At 49.3% G+C, this 17,043-nt stretch carries 17 protein-coding genes; 10 read left to right on the top strand and 7 right to left on the bottom strand.

What is annotated here, in order from left to right; translation table 11 throughout:
* Window positions 1–14: 14 nt before the first annotated feature.
* Window positions 15–1,427: a PepSY-associated TM helix domain-containing protein gene (locus tag BTA35_RS11205; protein ID WP_078319910.1), complete on the bottom strand. Its 1,413-nt coding sequence runs from the start codon at window positions 1,425–1,427 to the stop codon at window positions 15–17.
* Between the two features lie 247 nt (window positions 1,428–1,674).
* On the bottom strand, window positions 1,675–2,556 hold the full coding sequence (locus BTA35_RS11200; protein ID WP_078319909.1) for a carboxylate/amino acid/amine transporter: 882 nt from the start codon (window positions 2,554–2,556) through the stop codon (window positions 1,675–1,677).
* A gap of 203 nt (window positions 2,557–2,759) precedes the next feature.
* Between BTA35_RS11200 and BTA35_RS11195 the strand changes: the two genes are divergently transcribed.
* The 6 genes from BTA35_RS11195 (at window position 2,760) to BTA35_RS11175 (ending at window position 9,189) form a co-directional block, all read left to right on the top strand.
* Complete coding sequence (locus BTA35_RS11195) at window positions 2,760–3,494, top strand: EAL domain-containing protein (protein ID WP_139363655.1); 735 nt, start codon at window positions 2,760–2,762, stop codon at window positions 3,492–3,494.
* A 92-nt stretch (window positions 3,495–3,586) separates the two neighbouring features.
* Complete coding sequence (locus BTA35_RS11190) at window positions 3,587–4,816, top strand: mechanosensitive ion channel family protein (protein WP_078319907.1); 1,230 nt, start codon at window positions 3,587–3,589, stop codon at window positions 4,814–4,816.
* Between the two features lie 96 nt (window positions 4,817–4,912).
* The gene (locus BTA35_RS17915; RefSeq protein WP_160055156.1) at window positions 4,913–5,155 is read left to right on the top strand and encodes an ABC transporter substrate-binding protein; all 243 of its coding nucleotides are present in this window, start codon (window positions 4,913–4,915) and stop codon (window positions 5,153–5,155) included.
* Window positions 5,109–6,962: an ABC transporter substrate-binding protein gene (locus tag BTA35_RS11185; protein WP_160055159.1), complete on the top strand. Its 1,854-nt coding sequence runs from the start codon at window positions 5,109–5,111 to the stop codon at window positions 6,960–6,962. Before BTA35_RS17915 ends, BTA35_RS11185 begins: the two co-directional genes overlap by 47 nt.
* Before the next feature lie 252 nt (window positions 6,963–7,214).
* Window positions 7,215–8,846: a methyl-accepting chemotaxis protein gene (locus tag BTA35_RS11180; RefSeq protein ID WP_078319905.1), complete on the top strand. Its 1,632-nt coding sequence runs from the start codon at window positions 7,215–7,217 to the stop codon at window positions 8,844–8,846.
* Window positions 8,847–8,967: 121 nt separating this feature from the next.
* A complete protein-coding gene (locus BTA35_RS11175) occupies window positions 8,968–9,189 on the top strand; it encodes a hypothetical protein (protein WP_078319904.1) in 222 nt (73 codons plus the stop codon).
* Between the two features lie 129 nt (window positions 9,190–9,318).
* Here the strand turns inward: BTA35_RS11175 and gcvA are convergent, their stop codons facing one another.
* Entirely contained in the window at window positions 9,319–10,218 is a 900-nt protein-coding gene (gene gcvA, locus BTA35_RS11170; RefSeq protein WP_078319903.1) for a transcriptional regulator GcvA, read from the bottom strand.
* Window positions 10,219–10,434: 216 nt separating this feature from the next.
* Here gcvA and BTA35_RS11165 point away from each other — a divergent pair, with 216 nt between their 5' ends.
* On the top strand, window positions 10,435–10,620 hold the full coding sequence (locus BTA35_RS11165) for a hypothetical protein (RefSeq protein WP_078319902.1): 186 nt from the start codon (window positions 10,435–10,437) through the stop codon (window positions 10,618–10,620).
* Window positions 10,621–10,801: 181 nt separating this feature from the next.
* Here BTA35_RS11165 and BTA35_RS11160 read toward each other — a convergent pair whose 3' ends face one another.
* Window positions 10,802–11,233 carry a YqaA family protein gene (locus tag BTA35_RS11160; protein ID WP_078319901.1) on the bottom strand — a complete coding sequence of 144 codons (432 nt, stop codon included), beginning with the start codon at window positions 11,231–11,233 and terminating at the stop codon, window positions 10,802–10,804.
* Entirely contained in the window at window positions 11,230–12,273 is a 1,044-nt protein-coding gene (locus BTA35_RS11155) for a ribonuclease Z (RefSeq protein ID WP_078319900.1), read from the bottom strand. The genes BTA35_RS11160 and BTA35_RS11155 overlap by 4 nt, the downstream gene beginning before the upstream one ends.
* Window positions 12,274–12,595: 322 nt before the next feature.
* On the opposite strand from BTA35_RS11155, the gene BTA35_RS11150 reads away from it, so the two are divergent.
* Window positions 12,596–13,993, top strand: coding sequence for a DEAD/DEAH box helicase (locus BTA35_RS11150; protein WP_078319899.1), 1,398 nt, complete (start codon window positions 12,596–12,598; stop codon window positions 13,991–13,993).
* A gap of 162 nt (window positions 13,994–14,155) precedes the next feature.
* Here BTA35_RS11150 and BTA35_RS11145 read toward each other — a convergent pair whose 3' ends face one another.
* A complete protein-coding gene (locus tag BTA35_RS11145) occupies window positions 14,156–14,815 on the bottom strand; it encodes a DUF2959 domain-containing protein (RefSeq protein WP_078319898.1) in 660 nt (219 codons plus the stop codon).
* A 194-nt stretch (window positions 14,816–15,009) separates the two neighbouring features.
* Between BTA35_RS11145 and BTA35_RS11140 the strand changes: the two genes are divergently transcribed.
* A complete protein-coding gene (locus tag BTA35_RS11140; protein ID WP_078319897.1) occupies window positions 15,010–15,291 on the top strand; it encodes an HlyU family transcriptional regulator in 282 nt (93 codons plus the stop codon).
* Window positions 15,292–15,320: 29 nt separating this feature from the next.
* Here BTA35_RS11140 and BTA35_RS11135 read toward each other — a convergent pair whose 3' ends face one another.
* Window positions 15,321–15,743 (bottom strand): YccF domain-containing protein, encoded by a 423-nt coding sequence (locus BTA35_RS11135; RefSeq protein WP_078319896.1) that lies wholly within the window; start codon window positions 15,741–15,743, stop codon window positions 15,321–15,323.
* A gap of 182 nt (window positions 15,744–15,925) precedes the next feature.
* Between BTA35_RS11135 and pyrC the strand changes: the two genes are divergently transcribed.
* Window positions 15,926–16,960: a dihydroorotase gene (gene pyrC, locus BTA35_RS11130; protein ID WP_078319895.1), complete on the top strand. Its 1,035-nt coding sequence runs from the start codon at window positions 15,926–15,928 to the stop codon at window positions 16,958–16,960.
* The last annotated feature ends 83 nt before the right edge of the window (window positions 16,961–17,043 follow it).

Here is a 17,043-nt window from a genome sequence, read left to right as displayed (position 1 = left end):
GCCCTCACCTTCTTCTAGACACGGCCTCTGTCGATGACTCTTGTGAAAGTGCGCGTCGCCAGCCAGAACATTAGCAGTGTAAGCCCCAGCAAGGGTACAAAAAGCCCGCAAAGCACAGGAATCAGAACCAAAGCGCCACGCTTTTTGCTACGGGATGAAGGTGCCCCCAAATGAAAAGAGCGATTGGCTGGCTTACGTTGCCACCACATAACAATACCCGCAATACAGACAAAGATAACCCCAAGACAAAGCACAATATTGATCACCAGGTTGGTCCTTCCCCACAGCCCCATATGCAGCGGAATACCGACCGCCATCGCCTTAGCCAACAGGTTATAGTCATCGTACCCGACATCAGCCAGCACCTTGCCGGTATAGCGATCAATATGAAGCGTCCGGTCAGCGAAAGGATCTGTAATATCTCCATTCATAGCTGCTGCCATTGCGGTGTAGACTCCGTCCGGAGCGGTGGGCAAATTCAGACGAAAGCGTGTCATACCGTTATCCTGAGCATAGCGGATTACACTGTCAGCATTGACCGGCGTATCAGCAGGAATACCCGGCTGACCAGACAGAGAACCGGAAGCAGGCAAAGGTGTCTGCTCAAGATTCCAGGGCACCTGCTCAGTAACTCCAGGGTTAAGAGAAGCATGGGTCTGATCCGACAACGGAATACCTGAAAACACTCCAGCCGGGAAACTACTCCAGGCCTGAACCATTTTAGCCCCCCAAATGCCAGTCCAGGAGAGCCCGGAAAGTACAAACAGCATCAGCACAACCGACAGATAGAAGCCGGAAAAGGTATGCCATTCACGCCAGGATAAACGCCCCTTCAACCCGGTCTCAGGCCGCAGCAGATATCCGGGTTGGCGTTTACGTCGTGCCCACCAAAGCAGCAGGCCGGTTACCAGTAATATCAGAGTTAACGCTGCCGCCAGCTCAATCAGACCATCACCAAATGCACCCAGTAAAAGTGTCCCATGGATCTCATCGGCGAGCGCATAAAGGGTCGCATCGTTATTAAGCGCCCCTATAATTTCTCCCCGATAAGGGTCAACAAAAACCTGAAGATTAACACCGGCTTCCTTCACAAGGATGCGTACCGGGTCCTGTTCATCCTGTGGCAATAACAACTGGCGCACAACCCCTTCAGGATAAGCGCTCTTTACCAGATCTACCTGTTGCTGCCAGCTTATGCTCGATTGCCCATCCGTCGGGACAACCGAGATAAACTCTGGGTAGATTAGCGGCTCAATCAGCGGCTTATAGGTCATCATAATGATACCGGTCACACTCAACATCAGCATAAAAGGTACAACATACAGTCCTGCCAGCAGATGCCAGCGCCATAGCCGGTTATAGCCGGACTTTGACTGGGCCACTCCGGCTTTATGATCCACTTCCGGAACTTTAAACGAGGTATTCATCTGGTTTTCCACGGTCAGTTAGACAAGTGCAGGAAATGTATCAGAGAGCAATGTTGGCCATGCGCGGTCAAATGTCGCATTTTCCATCATAGTGGCGAGGCAAATAGACGCAGGTAACCCACTAATTTAAAAGGACAAAATATGAAAACATCTAATATAAAAGCAAAAAAATGACCTCGTCTAAAGGCCATTTTCAGTAACAGCTTAACCCGGAGAGCCCTGACCCTACGTCAGGGCACTCCCCAGGCTATGCCTGCACGGTCTTATCATCCAAATGAAACCACTTGTTCCACCGGGCATTAACCCAGAGTGATAGCCCAATAATGGCACCACCGAGTAACAAACGTGTCAGATCCACATCCCGACTCCAGATCAGAAGGTTCACCACCAGACCCGCAGGCACCAGAGCGTTATTCATAATCCCCAGCGTACCAGCATCCACTAAGCAGGCACCTTTATTCCACAAATAGAAGCCCAGCCCCGAAGCCACCAATCCCAACCAGACCAGAACCCCCCACTGCAACGATGTCGAAGGCAGCTTATCCGGATTACCCAGCAGAAGAAAAGCGGGCAGAACCACCAGTAAAGCACCCAGAAAAAAGTAACCGAAAAAACGCCATGCTGGCAGAGTCACCGGTTGCGCTTTAATCAGATTAGCATAGCCCACCTGCCCGGCAGCAAAAGCAAGGTTCGCCACCTGCAGCAGTAGAAAGCCGGTAATAAAATCATCACTCAGATTCTGATAACGGATAACACCCGCCCCTACCACCGCAATGGATGTGGCAACCAAAGGCGCCAGAGTAAAGCGTTTATTCAGAAGATCGTCGATCAGGGTGACATAGAGAGGTGTGAAAATGGTAAACAGTAACACCTCAGGTACCGTCAGATAGAGAAACGCCTGATAGAGGCAAACATAGGTCACACCAAACTGCAGAGCCCCCACAAGGATAGTGCCCCCTTTAAGAGACCCCGGCAGCCCTTTCCAGCGAGTAAAGGGCAGAAAGATGAGTCCTGCCAAAACAATTCGGGTCAGTACCGCAAAATAACTGTCCACCTGTCCTGCCAGATAGACGCCGATCAGGCTGAATGAAACAGCCCAGAGCAAGGTTACAAAGACAAGATAACGCACCGCTTTATCCTTCTGTATTGTTATATGAGTAATATATCAGCCCTTTTGAGCACTGCTGCGCATTCTACCCAACTCCTCACTGTCAACCAACAAAAACAAATCAAGTTTACAAAAATATTTATGAGAAACATTCTCACTAATTGACAAGCCCACAAGGGGTGCAGATAATTGATAAAAATTATCATAAGCAAGGTAACCGGCTAATGTTTAAGGAAGTTTTTTCCGACATTGACAACTTCACCCTTTACGACGTAATTCAGAATCGTCGCTTTGGTGTGGAATACCAACCTATTGTCGAACCCAAAAGTGGCGAGATTATGGCTTGGGAAGGGTTAGCTCGCTTTATAAATCAGGATGGTAAGTTATTAAGACCCGACCTGGTCTTTGAAGCCCTCCATGCCGATGAGCTCAGCCTGTTCAATGTTGAATATCAGATGAAGTGGCTCCAGCTTACCTCGGCACCCCAGGGAGATAAGTTATTTCTGAATATCGACCCGCACGCATTCGCCTTCTTTGGCAATGATGAGCGCAACCCCCTGCTTGAACTGCTGAAGGGGAAAAACCATTTAGTCGTAGAAATTATTGAAAACACCGATGCCAGTGATGCGGTTTATAGCAGCGATATGGGCCGAGCCTATCGTGAGCAAGGTCTGCAGATCGCACTGGATGATATCGGAGCGCCCAACAGCATGCTGTCCTTTGACGTTCTGCTGAGTGTTGATTATCTGAAGCTGGATCGTTCCTGGATCAAAAATCAGAAAAAACCCCATTACGGGCACCTGCTCAACACGCTTTGCAGCTTTGCCAGAGCTTCAGGTAAAAAACTGGTTCTGGAAGGTGTCGAAAACGAAGAAGACCTTATGTTCGCACAACAACTCGGCGTCGATTATGTGCAGGGCTTTTATTACCGCTCATTATTCCGGCAGGAAATGCCCTGAAATCTCAGCCTTTACCCCGCTTACCCGCCTGTGTTCTCATTAGCACCTGAGAACACTTTGCTGTCGATACGAACTTTATTTCAGGGTAACACATGAGTCAGAATGCAGATCCAAAGCAAGATTTCCTTGATGCCGAGTTAATCAGCCAGGCCAGCCAGGCGCTCAATGCGGAAACCTGGGTCATTCAGGTTTTTGTCGTGTTACTGGCAACCGGAATTATTAATATTATCCAGGCCCGGATTCTCAGAAGATTACACGATGTTGCCAACCGCACGAAGACACCATGGGACGAGGCTCTCATCTATTCGGTTCAGCGCCCGCTAACACTTATTCTCTGGGTGCTTGGCATAAGCTTTAGCTGTCGGATCATTGGAGAAGAAACCGGAACGACCCTGTTTCAGGCGGTTCCGGCCATTCGGGATGTACTTATTATCGCCCTGATAGCCATGACGTTAACCCGCCTGATCAAGCGGGCGGAATACAACCTGATTCAGTCAAAACAGGCTCAGGGCAAGTCCTTCGACAAAACAACACTGGAAGCAGTGACCAAACTGCTGCGACTGACTGTTTTTATTACATCCGGTTTAGTTGCCTTACAAACGCTGGGCTTTAGCGTATCCGGTGTACTGGCCTTTGGCGGTATCGGAGGTATGGCTGTAGGTTTTGCGGCAAAGGATATGCTGGCAAACTTCTTTGGTGGACTGACAATCTACCTTGACCGTCCCTTTACCGAGGGTGACTGGATTCGTTCTCCGGACCGCAATATAGAAGGCGTGGTAGAGCGTATTGGTTGGCGTCAAACCGTGATACGAACCTTTGATAAACGTCCGTTGTATGTACCCAATGCGAGTTTTTCTTCCATTGCAGTGGAAAACCCGTCCCGGATGCACAATCGCCGGATCTATGAAACACTGGGCATCCGCTATGACGACGCGGATAAAATGCGGGAGATCACTGAAGAGGTTCGCTACATGCTGAGATCTCACCCCGAGATTGATACGAATCAGACGCTGATTGTAAATTTTAATCAGTTTGCCAGCTCCTCTCTTGATTTCTTTATTTACTGTTTTACCAAGACAACAGACTGGGTCACATACCACCAGATCAAAGAAGATGTACTGCTTAAAGTCATGGATATCATTCTGCAAAAAGGTGCGGAGTGCGCTTTTCCGACATCAACCATCTATTTATCGCAAAATAATCCCGAAGACCCAGCATTTGATCCATCAGCCCTAGCCGGTGGCTCCGGTGCCGTCAGCCATTCATTAAGCGAGCGTCAGGCACCAACCCCCGGATCATCCGTTGATTCAGGCTCCAGATAGATCTGAACTAACGATATTACCGCCACATTTCGTATAGAATAGAGTTTTGATTAGCGGCAAGCTCCGGGCCACAGGGAAAGTTTGAGGATGCCACCTATGCGCAGCGTTTCACGACCATTGATTTTTGCTCTGTTTCTCGCCCTGGTGCTCCTGTCGAACCTTATGATAAGTCCGCCATCAGAAGCACAAACTGTTCAGAAAGTGATTTTACAGCTTCCCTGGACCCATCAGTTTGAGTTTGCCGGGTTCTATGCTGCACAGGAAAATGGTTTTTTTGCCCAGGAAGGGCTTGATGTGGAAATTCGGCCAGGCAAGCAAAACCGTACCCCCCCTGAATGAAGTGCTTAATGGTAATGCGGATTTTGGTGTGGCTGCCTCAGAGCTGCTTCTGGCTCGCGCCAAAGGGCAGCCTGTTATAGCAATGGGCGTTATTTTCCAGCATTCAGCATCCGCCATGGCCACGCTTACCGATAACGGTATTTATACCCCCCAGGATTTTATTGGACAGCGCCTGGAGATGGGAGATCTTTCCAGCGGTGCTGAAACCTATGCCATGCTGCAGGCCGAAGGGATAACACCACGTCAATATGAACAGATCCCTTCAAGCTTTTCTCTGCATAGGTTAATCAACGGTGATGTCAGCGCAGTTTCTGTTTTTGTTACCAATCAACCTTTTTATCTGAAAGAGCAGCAAATCCCCTACCGTCTGATTCTGCCTCGTTCTTACGGCATTGATTTCTATGGTGACACGCTTTTTACCCGGGAAAAACTGGCCGAAGATAACCCTCAGCTGGTAGAAGCCTTTCACCGGGCGGCATTCAAAGGTTGGCGATATGCTTTTGATCGACCTGGTGAAGTGATCGATATTATCCTGGAAAAATACAGCGACTTCCCTTTTTCCCATAGTCGCAAGCATCTTGAGTATGAGCACAGGGAAATGGAAAAACTGGTTCTGCCAAATCTGGTGGAACTGGGCCATATGAATATTGGTCGCTGGCATCATATGGCCAACACATTCGTCTCACTGGGCCTGCTTCAGCCGGACTACAGTCTGGAAGGTTTTCTCTGGTCACCAGAAACGCCTAAACCTTATTTCCAACGCCTTAATCTTCAGATTCTTGGCGTCGTCACCATTTGTGTCTTCCTAATGGGGCTTTCACTGCTAACGTTTAACCGCCGACTGCAATACCAGGCGACACAAAACCAGCTGCTCACCAAAGAAAAAGAGGAACTGGAGAAAAAGATCGACATGATATTCTGGAGCGGCGACTTTGGTTACTGGCACTGGAATCGCAGCAAAAATGTACTTTACCTCAATGAGAAGGCTGCAGCGGCCCTCGGCGGTCAACATGAGGCAGGGCTCTTCACCCTGCAGGAAATTCAGGTAAATGAATCTCTGATTTCTGTGCGTCACTTTTTCTCCTGGTTCAGCGAAGATATTCGTAAAAGGAGGGGCCGCTTTGAGCTGGAACGAGAACGGCTTGATGATGAAGGACAGACGTGCTGGCTCACCTGTCGGGGTGAAGTACTGGACCTTATGCCTGACGGGAGTATTAAAACCAGTCATGGCATACTTCTGGACAATACGGAGCTGCACAGGGCCCGACAACAGGTTGAGCAACTCACCATTACAGATGCAATGACAGGGTTATTGAATCTGCGTTACTTTATGGGCCGGTTAGAAGCCTTTATGCAGCGGGTAAAATTTGGCGAAGGTTACTTCTCTGTTGCCTTAGTTGATATTGATCGTATGGATATGATCAGAAACGAATACGGTAGTTATACTGCAGATTATGTTATTGAAACCCTTTCCGATATTATCCAGCAACAAGCTAGGCCGATGGACCTGATTGCCCGCTATACCGATACGAGTTTTGCTGTTCTCCTTCCTGGTACGACGGCAGAAGAGACTCAGTCCGCCTGTGACCGTATGCGAAAGCATATCGCTCACTACAGATTCGACACCAGCAGCCATAACTTTTTTGCTACAGTGACCATAGGCATTGTGGAAACACAGGAATTTTCTTCAACAGACCTAAGCAGCAAACAGCTGCTGCATGTGGCAGAAGAGCGGATAGAAACGGGCAAATTAAAAGGCTGCAATGTGCTGATTACCCGAAATAACCAAACCCTGACCAGTCCTTAAAACCTGAGGGAACCTGAGGGTTCAGGCTGTCAGCTGATACCTTTGGAATATAACCTGCAGCACATCAGCTGGCACACGCCTGCTATTCTGGGCTTCAAAACCTGCTATTATTGGTTTTAACATCTATTATTTTCTTGATTTACATCAGAAGTATCCCCATCTGATGATGAATTCCATATAATCTCAAATCCCGTCGTCCCCACATAAAACTGAATATCCCTTGGGAGATTCAGGCTTAATTGGAAGCTTGATATGTTTAAAAATATTTCGATACCCCGGGCGCTCCAGTTTGTCTTCGGAGCTGCCATTACGGCCATTATTGCTCTGAGTATTCATTTATTGGTTTCCATTAATGGTATTCAGAATCAGTTTGTCATGGTTGTTGACCGTAATGTCAGCCTGCTTACCACTGTATCTGACCTGCGTTACTACACGGTTACTTACCGTCGGTTTGCGCTGGATTACGGCCTAACAAATGATGCCTCTGAGCACAAAAAAATACTGGAAACTATTCGCTTCAATGATGAAAAAGTCGCTGCCGCAATGAATACCATGGAGCAACTGGCTGATACAGGCAAAATTAAAGCAGATATACGGGAGTATCAGCAGCGAATTGACGACTACCGTAAAATGCAGGAAAACTACATCAACCTGATCAACAGTGGTCGCATCATTATGGCCCGTAAAGAGATGCTGGGACCTATGCTGGCTCCTTTTAATCAGATCGTATCCCTGCTAAGCCGACTGCAGGAGGATCTGGAACAGGAAGCCATCACCATCAAAGAAGCTGAAGCGGAACGCATCTCCGGACTGATCCGGTTAACATCCGTTGTGGTGGCTGTTATCACCGCTTTCTTAGTGATGATGAGCATTATGATTTCGCGCAAGGTCACCCGCCCACTGGAGCGGCTGGTTAACCAGATGCAAGCCGTTGAACAGGGCGACCTGAGTAAACGCCTTAACCTGCAAGACTTCGCTAAAGATGAGTTAGGTAGTGCCGCACACTACTTTGACAGAATGCAGGCTGGCCTCAGCACCCTGGCCAAAGAGATCAACGAAAGTGTTAAAACACTGGAGGACACCAGTAGCTCGCTGCGTAATAAAGTAAGCGAGACAACCGGCAGCCTGGACACCCAGCGCAGTGAAATTTCTCAGATTGCAGCAGCCACCGAGCAGATGCAGGCAGGCTTCAGTGAAGTTGTTCAACGTACCCTTGATGCATCTGAGCAGAGCAACCAGGCGAAAAATGAAGCTCAGGAAAGTCAGAGTAATATTCAAAAATCCGTGGATCAGAGTGAAGCTTTAGCAGGTGCTTTGAGCCAAACCGCCGAAGTCGTCTTAAGACTCCAGGAAGACAGCCACAGTATTAGTGTTATCTCAGAGGTCATCGGTAACATTACCGAACAGACAAACCTTCTGGCGCTAAATGCTGCCATCGAAGCCGCCCGGGCCGGTGAAGCAGGCAGAGGTTTTGCCGTCGTCGCCGATGAGGTACGCCAGCTCGCCCAGAAAACCCAGGCCTCGCTGAGTGAAATCAGCGACATTATCGAATCACTGCAAAAGCATGCCGGTCAGGCTGCAGAAATGATGGGGAACAGCGAACAGCAGATGCAGACCGGGCTTGAGCGCATCCGTGATGCGGGTAACTCCTTCGGTCATATTCTGAGCGCCTCAGAACAGATTGCCGGAATGAGCACCCAGATCGCCACTGCGACAGAGGAACAAACAGCTGTTGCCCGGGATCTGAGCGAAAGTGTCAGCGCTATCCATATGGCTTCAGATCGTATAGCCGATGGCGCACTGGAAACCCAGACAGCCTGCGATGCTCTCAGTCAGGAAAGCGATCACCTTAGCCAATTAGCGGGACGCTTTAAACTTAGCTAGCGGCAGAAAACAGATCCTGCTTTGCTATCCTGATATTTTACGTTAGAGTGCCCTGCCAGCTGGCGGGGCCCGATTAGCATCAGGCCGCCCATTAAACCATCAGAATTAAATCAGGAGTGCTATGAGCATTCAGGAAATTGCTGTTTCTAACAGCCAGAAAAAAAAGATTCAGAAGTCGATTAAAGATGAAAGCGTTTTGATCGTTGATGACAACGGTGATCTTGCCGTTCAGGTCATTACCTATGAGCTGTACAAACAAAAAAGTCGTGCCACCCCCTTGGAAGATATTCTGGGTGAAGGGACACTGAACCCGGATGCGGAATATTACGTGTTCAGCGTTTAAGTAGCTCAACGCAAACTGCTTGCTGAAACATACGAGTGGCGGCTCTGGCCATACCTCCTTGACGGGGGTACAGCAGCAAAGAGCCGTCATTTTCTAAGCCCGACTCCCCTGCCCGGTAAATAGTAAAGCTCACACCCTTGTGAGACCATCCTGCATCTCTTCAATCATCCAGTCTTTAAATACCTTCATACCGTAGGAGAGAGGCCGCTGCTTCTGGTAAACCAGGTAAAAAGATTTATGAGTGTCCAGCTTAATATCAAAAGGCCGGATCAACTTACCCTCTTTGATTTCACGGGAAGTCAACGTACTGTCCGCCAGAGCCACACCCAATCCTTCCTGGGCAGCCCCTGTTGCCAGCTGACTACTGGAAAGCTGCAAACCGTGGCTGAAGCCACGATAATCAACGCCGGCTAACTGCAACCACTCCGGCCATTCATGCACCCGCTTACTCACATGAATCAATGTGTGATGACGCAGATCTGCAGGTTTGTTCAAGGCATGCCGCCCCTCCAGCAATGAAGGGCTACACACCGGCACCAGCAGTACATTACGCAAAAAATGTACTTCAATATCAGGCCAGTCACCATAACCATAATAAACAGCCATATCCGTATTTTGCTTATTAAAATCGATCAAACCCGATGAAGCACTAATCTGCAGCTCCACATCGGGGAACAGCGCCTGAAAGCGGTTCATACGGGGCATTAACCAGCGTATCAGAAAGTTCGGTGCAACACTGATGGTCACCACATCCCGCTCCGGATTAGATGTCAGTCGGTAGGTGGCCGCTTCTATCTCATCCAGAGCCCCCCGCACAGAGCGTAAGTACTGAGCCCCTGCTTCGGTCAGCTCTACCTTGCGTTTATTGCGAAGAAACAGGCTAAGGCCGAGATAATGCTCAAGACTTTTGATCTGATGGCTAACGGCGGAAGCAGTAATAAACAACTCCTCTGCCGCTTTGGCAAAACTTTCATTACGGGCTGCAGCTTCAAAAACCCGCAGCGCATTCATAGGGGGTAAACGTCTGATAAGGCACCTCTATTTTCCAGCAGACAGAAACATAGCCAATTGATTAGTTTTTCTCATCATTTAGGTTAAAAAAGGTCGTTTGTGGAGTTTATACCAAAGTCTTAAGATACACGTACTTTAGTTAAACACCGAAAGTGATCGGGATAACCATCAGGACCCAGAAACTCTACGGTATTGCTGAAGCCCCCAATATATATGACTTACAGGACGACTATTATGAACAACGACATCAAAAAAGACGCATACGGCAACATCGATATTGAATTCTACGTTGCTAAAGCTAAAGAAGAGCGTGATGCATACATTTCAGAATTTTTCACTAATCTGAAAGTATCTATCGCATCCAAACTGAGTGTAAAACTGCCTAAAATCAGCCTGCATTTTGGCCGTCACGCCCACTAACTAAGTGGTGACGACTGAAGTGGCAGTGCTTCAGTATCTTACACTGCAAAAGCAAGGCGGAAAATCATAAGCTTTTCCCCTAACGGGGGCCACACCGGAAAACGTTGCTTTCATAAAAACTTCGCTCCCATCTACGGTTTTCTTAAGCCGTCCCATAAGATGGAGCATCATCTTATTACAACTACTGCGCAAACCAGCCGGCAAAATAAACCACTGCCAGATATCGCAGTGTTTTACCTGTAGCCACCAGCGCTAAAAACGGCAGCAAGTGCACACGCATTATTCCTGCAATCAATGTCAGAACATCTCCCACAACAGGCAACCAGGCCATCAGCAAACTCCAGATACCATAACGCTGGAACCTGATCTGCATACGCCCTATCTGTTCCGGTTTAAAATAAAACCAGCGCTTGTGCTGGTATTTCAGCAAATAGCGCCCAAGATACCAGTTCACCACCGCCCCCAGCGTATTACCAAGCGAAGCGACAATCACCAGAGGAACAGGATCATATCCCTGCTGCAGTAAGATAAATAGCCATGCTTCAGAGTAAAACGGAAAGATTGTGGCAGCCATAAAGGCCGAGAAAAAAAGAAACAGAACCTCCAACGTCATTCCTCTTTTTTCACGGGCGCACCTCTGGTGCTACTCTGTTTACCGGGCTGGCGATGATGATCGCGCTTCAGGTTCTGAACATAGTGACAGCGACCGTTTCGATCCAGAACATACGCCTCAAAGTCCTCCGCCAAAAACAGACGCCCTGAATAATGCAACCTCGCTTCGTGCCGGATCTCTTCGATACTCCGGTCACGTTTTTTTCGTGCTTTTTTCAGGTAGCGGGGGCTGAAATGGGTCAGCATCAGATTCCTGAGTCCGGCACTGGCGGCAAAACGGGCCACACGCTCTGCCGATGAATGCTGCGGTTCCGGCCCTACGTGTTCCAGTACTTCCTGGGTATATGTCGATTCATGCACGAGAAGATCAGCGCCTCTGCAAGCCTCTGACAACAGCTCCGGTGTATCATTATCTCCGGCAATAACCACAGTCCGTGCAGACCAGGAATCAAAAGTATATTCAGCACTGTTTAGCACCCGACCATCAGGCAACTCAACATCTTCCCCCGCCTGAAGACAGGCGTAATGATGCCCCGAGGGAATACCGTCCTCCTTCAGGCGCGCCAGATTCAGTTTTTTGGGTATCCCTGTTTCTTCAAACCGATAAGCCCAACTGGGCACCCTATGACTCAGAGGATGAGCCGTTATTCTGAACCCGGCAATATTCAGGCTAAGTGCCGAATTAACGGCAACAAACTGCAGAGGATAGGTAATATGCAGGTCGGTGAGTTCAATCACAGCCTGCAGATACCGCCAGACCGCCTCAGGGGCAACAAGGGTCAGAGGCTCCGTTCGGCCATTCAGCTGACAGGAGGCCAGCAAGCCCGGCAGGCCATAACAGTGGTCGCCATGCCTGTGAGTGATCAGCACTATCGACAGTTTCTGAGGTGACAAAGGCGTATGCAGCAATTGGTGCTGCGTTGCTTCGCCACAATCAACCAGCGCCCAATGGCGACTTTTTTCCGGCTGTATCGCCGTGGCACTGACATTTCGTTGACGGGATGGCACACCGGATGAAGTGCCTAAAAAGGTAATCTGCACGCGTAATATCTACCTGATCCTGAATCAAGAATACAAATACTAAGCGCCGCAGAGTAGCCCAGCCATCCGATAAAAAAAACGTTTTATCGCTTTTTTATCTGAGAGGCCGATTTTCTGCCCGCCCGCCGCCCAGAGATTCATAACAGGCAACCCGGGCACGCTTAATTCCTTTTGATTGGGCCTTTCATGACTCCAAAAACATCCGCCTGTCTGCTATAGTGGCGCACCTCTTTTTGCGTACGAAACACCGGTGACGGCGAGCACACTCCGGCCCGTGTCCCGTGCCTTATTATTTTTCAGTGCCACCATGCCGGGAAACACCATGTCATTTGCTACACTCAAGCTTAACGCCTCTCTTGTAAAAGCGCTTACTGAACAGGGCTACACCACACCAACTCCGATACAGCAGCGGGCTATCCCTGAAATTCTGGCTGGCCGGGATCTCATCGCCGCAGCTCAAACCGGCACCGGTAAAACCGCCGCTTTCGTTCTACCCATCCTGCAACAGATCGACCCGGACAAGACCGTACGAGCCAAGCGGGTTCAGGCATTGATTCTCGTGCCAACCCGGGAGCTTGCAGTACAGGTTGAAAACAGCGTTCAAAGCTATGCCAAACATCTTGATATCCGTTCAATGGCGATGTTTGGTGGCAGTAAAATTGCGGACCAAAAGCAGGCACTGATCGAGGGCGTTGATATTCTGGTGGCCACACCAGGCCGACTGATCGATATGTTGTATCAGCGTGCGCTACAGCTGGATGAGCTGGAGTATTTTGTGCTTGATGAAGCGGACCGGATGCTGGACATGGGCTTTATCGCGGATATCAACAAAGTCATTGAGCGCCTGCCGGAACAACGTCAGAACCTGCTGTTCTCCGCCACCTTACCGGAGGCGGTTCGCCAACTGGCCCGAACCGCACTGCAGCACCCGCTAGAGATCAAAATTGCGGATACCGCAGATGCTGAGCCAAAAATTGAGCAGTGGATTATTACCGTTGACAAAGACACCAAATCCGCGTTGTTAAGCCACCTGATTACAGAGAACAACTGGGATCAGGCACTGATCTTTATCCGCACCAAGCATGGCGCCGCCAAATTAGCCAGCCAGCTAGAAAAGCGTGGCATAGCTTCCGACACCATTCACAGTGGCCGGAGTCAGAAAGAGCGAACACGGGTGCTGGAGGCGTTTAAGTCCGGTGAGTTAAAATACCTGGTGACCACAGATGTCACTGCCCGCGGCATCGATATCGACCAGTTAAGCCGTGTGGTGAATTACGACCTGCCGCAGGAATCCCAGGACTATGTACACCGAATTGGCCGCACGGGTCGTGCCGGAGCCTCCGGTGAGGCGATCTCCTTCGTGTCCAAAGATGACTTTAAACATCTGATCGCTATTGAAAGCCGTCTGAACCATCTTTTAGAGCGCCGTGTCGAAGCAGGCTTTGAGCCCCGTAAAGAAGTTCCGGTAACCAAGCTGAACTTTGTCCCCAAAAGCGGCAAAGTTGTTGCAGGAGCGGATGAAGCAGAGCGTCCAAGCTTTAAGCGTAAAGCTCCAGAGGATGGCAAACCCGCGCCGACCGGCAGTTACCGCAAACCAGGTCCGAAAAAAAACGGCGACAGTAAGCGAGGACAGGCTCCCCAGCGCCGTAGCCGTGATGACGGCAACAGGACGTCGGGTAACAGCAAAGCGGCTGATCCATGGGCAAAGTTCCGAAAGTAAGCAAGAGACCGTGCCTGTCAGAAGCTATAATATTTCTGCCAGCCGCCAGAAAACAAAAACGGGCTACCTGAAAAGCAGCCCGTTTTATTTTCTGAGTCCTACTTGCCCCACTGACCCGGTGTTACCCGAAAGCCATGGAGGCGGATAACAGAAATGATCTGATCACTCCTGCTTCATATCCGCAATAAACTGGTCTGATTCCTGAATCGCGACACTCATCTCCCGAATCATCACATCAACATCCTGGCGAATACCTGCCAATTCATCTTTTAATGCCCCAATGGCCCGGGCATTAAGGTTATGCTTCAGAAACAGTACATTGTCCTGAAGCGCAGACAGAACAGGCTGCATACGTCCTTCAGCACGTTTCATCGCACGAATCAGGCTTTTGTAGCGGCTCTGTGTTTCATTCAATTGGCGTTCACTCTGACGGCGCAGGCGACTGCTGGTATAAAGATTCAGCTCCTCTTCCCACTCATCAAACAAAGCCTCAGCGACGTGCTCAACTTTCTCGATTCGCTCACGGACCTCTTCAGCTGCCGCTTCACTATCTTCATATTCAGCATTGAGGCGCTCATACAGCGTTTCAATCTCGCCACCATTAAAACTGACAACAGCCCGATACTGATCCAGGGCAGATTTAAACTGCTCCTGAGCCTCCTCCTGAGATTCTTTCGCATTATCCACCCGATCAACCAAAATATCGCGTTTATGGACACCCACCTGCTCCATGGCAGAGTAATAAGTACTTTGGCAGGCAGATAGCAGGGAAACAGTACCCATCAGACAGAGCAACCGGCAGACAACAGACGTTATTTTCATCGAATGAATCTCGTTCTTTAAAAGTGGTATAGGGGCATTTTGTCAGCTGAATCAGTGTTTGTTAAGACAAACCTCCATGCATTCAAGCTGTTAGTTCACCCATAAGCAGAATCTGAGGTACACTACAGACTGTAGAATTATCTCTTGTTCAGCTTAGCTACACTATATAAATAAACTATTTTAAAAGGCCCGTTATGAGTCTGATCTCTTCATTTAAATCACTATTTGCCACCGGTGAAAAGGCCCCTAAAGCGCCTCAGAACCAAGCTTCTGAAAGCTACGGTGATTATCTGATCACACCCGCCTCGATCAAAGAGGAGCAGGGTTTCCGCATCAACGGTACAATCACGAAAGGCGAACAAGTGCACATATTTATCCGCGCGGATACTTTACCCTCCGCCGATGAATGCGCCAAAGAGATGATCCGCAAAGCCAAACAGATGATTGACCAGCAAGGTGACCGGATATTCCACTAATCATCCCTGACAGACTGACTCATCTCCAATCAGCGCCGAAAAGCTGCTTCGGCTACCTGATTGCTCACAACGGTCTGACCAACCGGTGCAAAAGATACCACCGCCAGTTTTAAGTGCTGAATTGCAAAAGGGATTCCGATAATAGTGATAGCACAGGCCACAGCAGACATCAGGTGCCCAAGTGCCAGCCAGATACCGGCAAATAGAATCCAGATAATATTACCCATCAGACCAAAAGTCCCAGTCCCGATATCCCCATGACCGGTCAGTTGCCGCCGGCTGACCGTCTGCTTGCCAAACGGCCAAAAAGAGAACTGCCCCAGCACAAAGCAGGAGCGCCCCCAGGGAATCCCCACCAGTGTGATAAAAGCCAGCACACCATAGGCCCACCAGGCCAGCCCCATAATAAAGCCCCCCATAACAAACCAGATAATATTGCCGATCAGACGCATGAAGCCTACCCTCTTCGTTTAATGAAATAACTTCGACCAAAAGCCCTGAGCCTAAGCATGTTGAATTCTGAAACCATGATTTCCAGGGAGGTTCAGCCGCCGGAAAATATCAATCATAAGGCATATGTTTTATCATAAGGCAAACCTTATTCATCCTCTAAAGATCGAGCTGACAGACACCTATGACAACTCTGACGATTCAAACCCCGGACGACTGGCACCTGCACCTGCGTGATGCTGATATGCTACCGGAAACGGTCCCAGCTACCGCCCGCTGCTTTAAACGCGCTATTGTGATGCCCAATCTGGTACCACCGGTGACAACCGCCGAAATGGCAATGGCTTATCGTCAGCGTATTCTGGATGCCCGGCCTGCCGGTAGTAAATTTGAACCCTTGATGACACTGTTCCTCACCAACAGCACATCAGCCCAGGATATTATGGATGCGAAAGCAGCCGGTATTGTTGCCGCCAAGCTTTATCCGGCGGGAGCAACTACAAACTCCTCTGCTGCGGTTAAGCAGCTGGAGGCGATGTATCCAATCTTTGACGTCATGCAGCAACAGGGCATGCTACTGCTGGTACACGGTGAGGTGACGGACCATCATATTGATATCTTTGATCGCGAAAAAGAGTTTATCGATCAGAAAATGGTGCATATCGTTAACAACTTCCCGAATCTTAAGGTGGTATTTGAACACATTACCACAGGGGATGCCGCTCAGTTTGTACAGGAAGCCGGTGACAATATCGCCGCCACCATTACCCCCCAGCACCTGCTGCTGAACCGCAACGACCTTCTGGTCGGTGGTGTACGTCCGCATAACTTCTGCCTGCCGGTTCTGAAGCGCAATACCCATCAGCAGGCTCTGCGTGCCGCCGTGAAAACCGGTTCACCTAAATTTTTCCTGGGTACTGACTCTGCACCACATGCTAAAGAAGCGAAAGAAAACGCCTGTGGTTGTGCCGGTTGCTACAGCGCCTGGAGCGCTATTGAATTATACGCCCACGTTTTTGAGGATTTGGGAGCACTGGACAAGCTTGAAGGCTTTGCCAGTCATCACGGCCCGGACTTCTATGGACTGCCGCGAAACGAGGGCACCATTACCCTGGTACGTGAAGACTGGACAATTCCCGGAGAAATTGAACTACCCAGTGGCAAACCTATCGTGCCGTTTTTTGCCGGTGAGTCGGTTCACTGGAAGTTAAAAGCATAATAAACCGCTGCGGCCTCAGAAGTCCCTGATCACAATTTGAAGTCCCTGATCACAATTTATAGTCGTCAGGGATTTTTTTTATA

This window comes from Oceanospirillum linum, assembly GCF_001995095.2.
GTDB lineage: Bacteria > Pseudomonadota > Gammaproteobacteria > Pseudomonadales > Halomonadaceae > Oceanospirillum > Oceanospirillum linum.
Note: the sequence above shows the minus strand (reverse complement) of the source record. Positions and strands in the feature narration are given on the sequence as shown.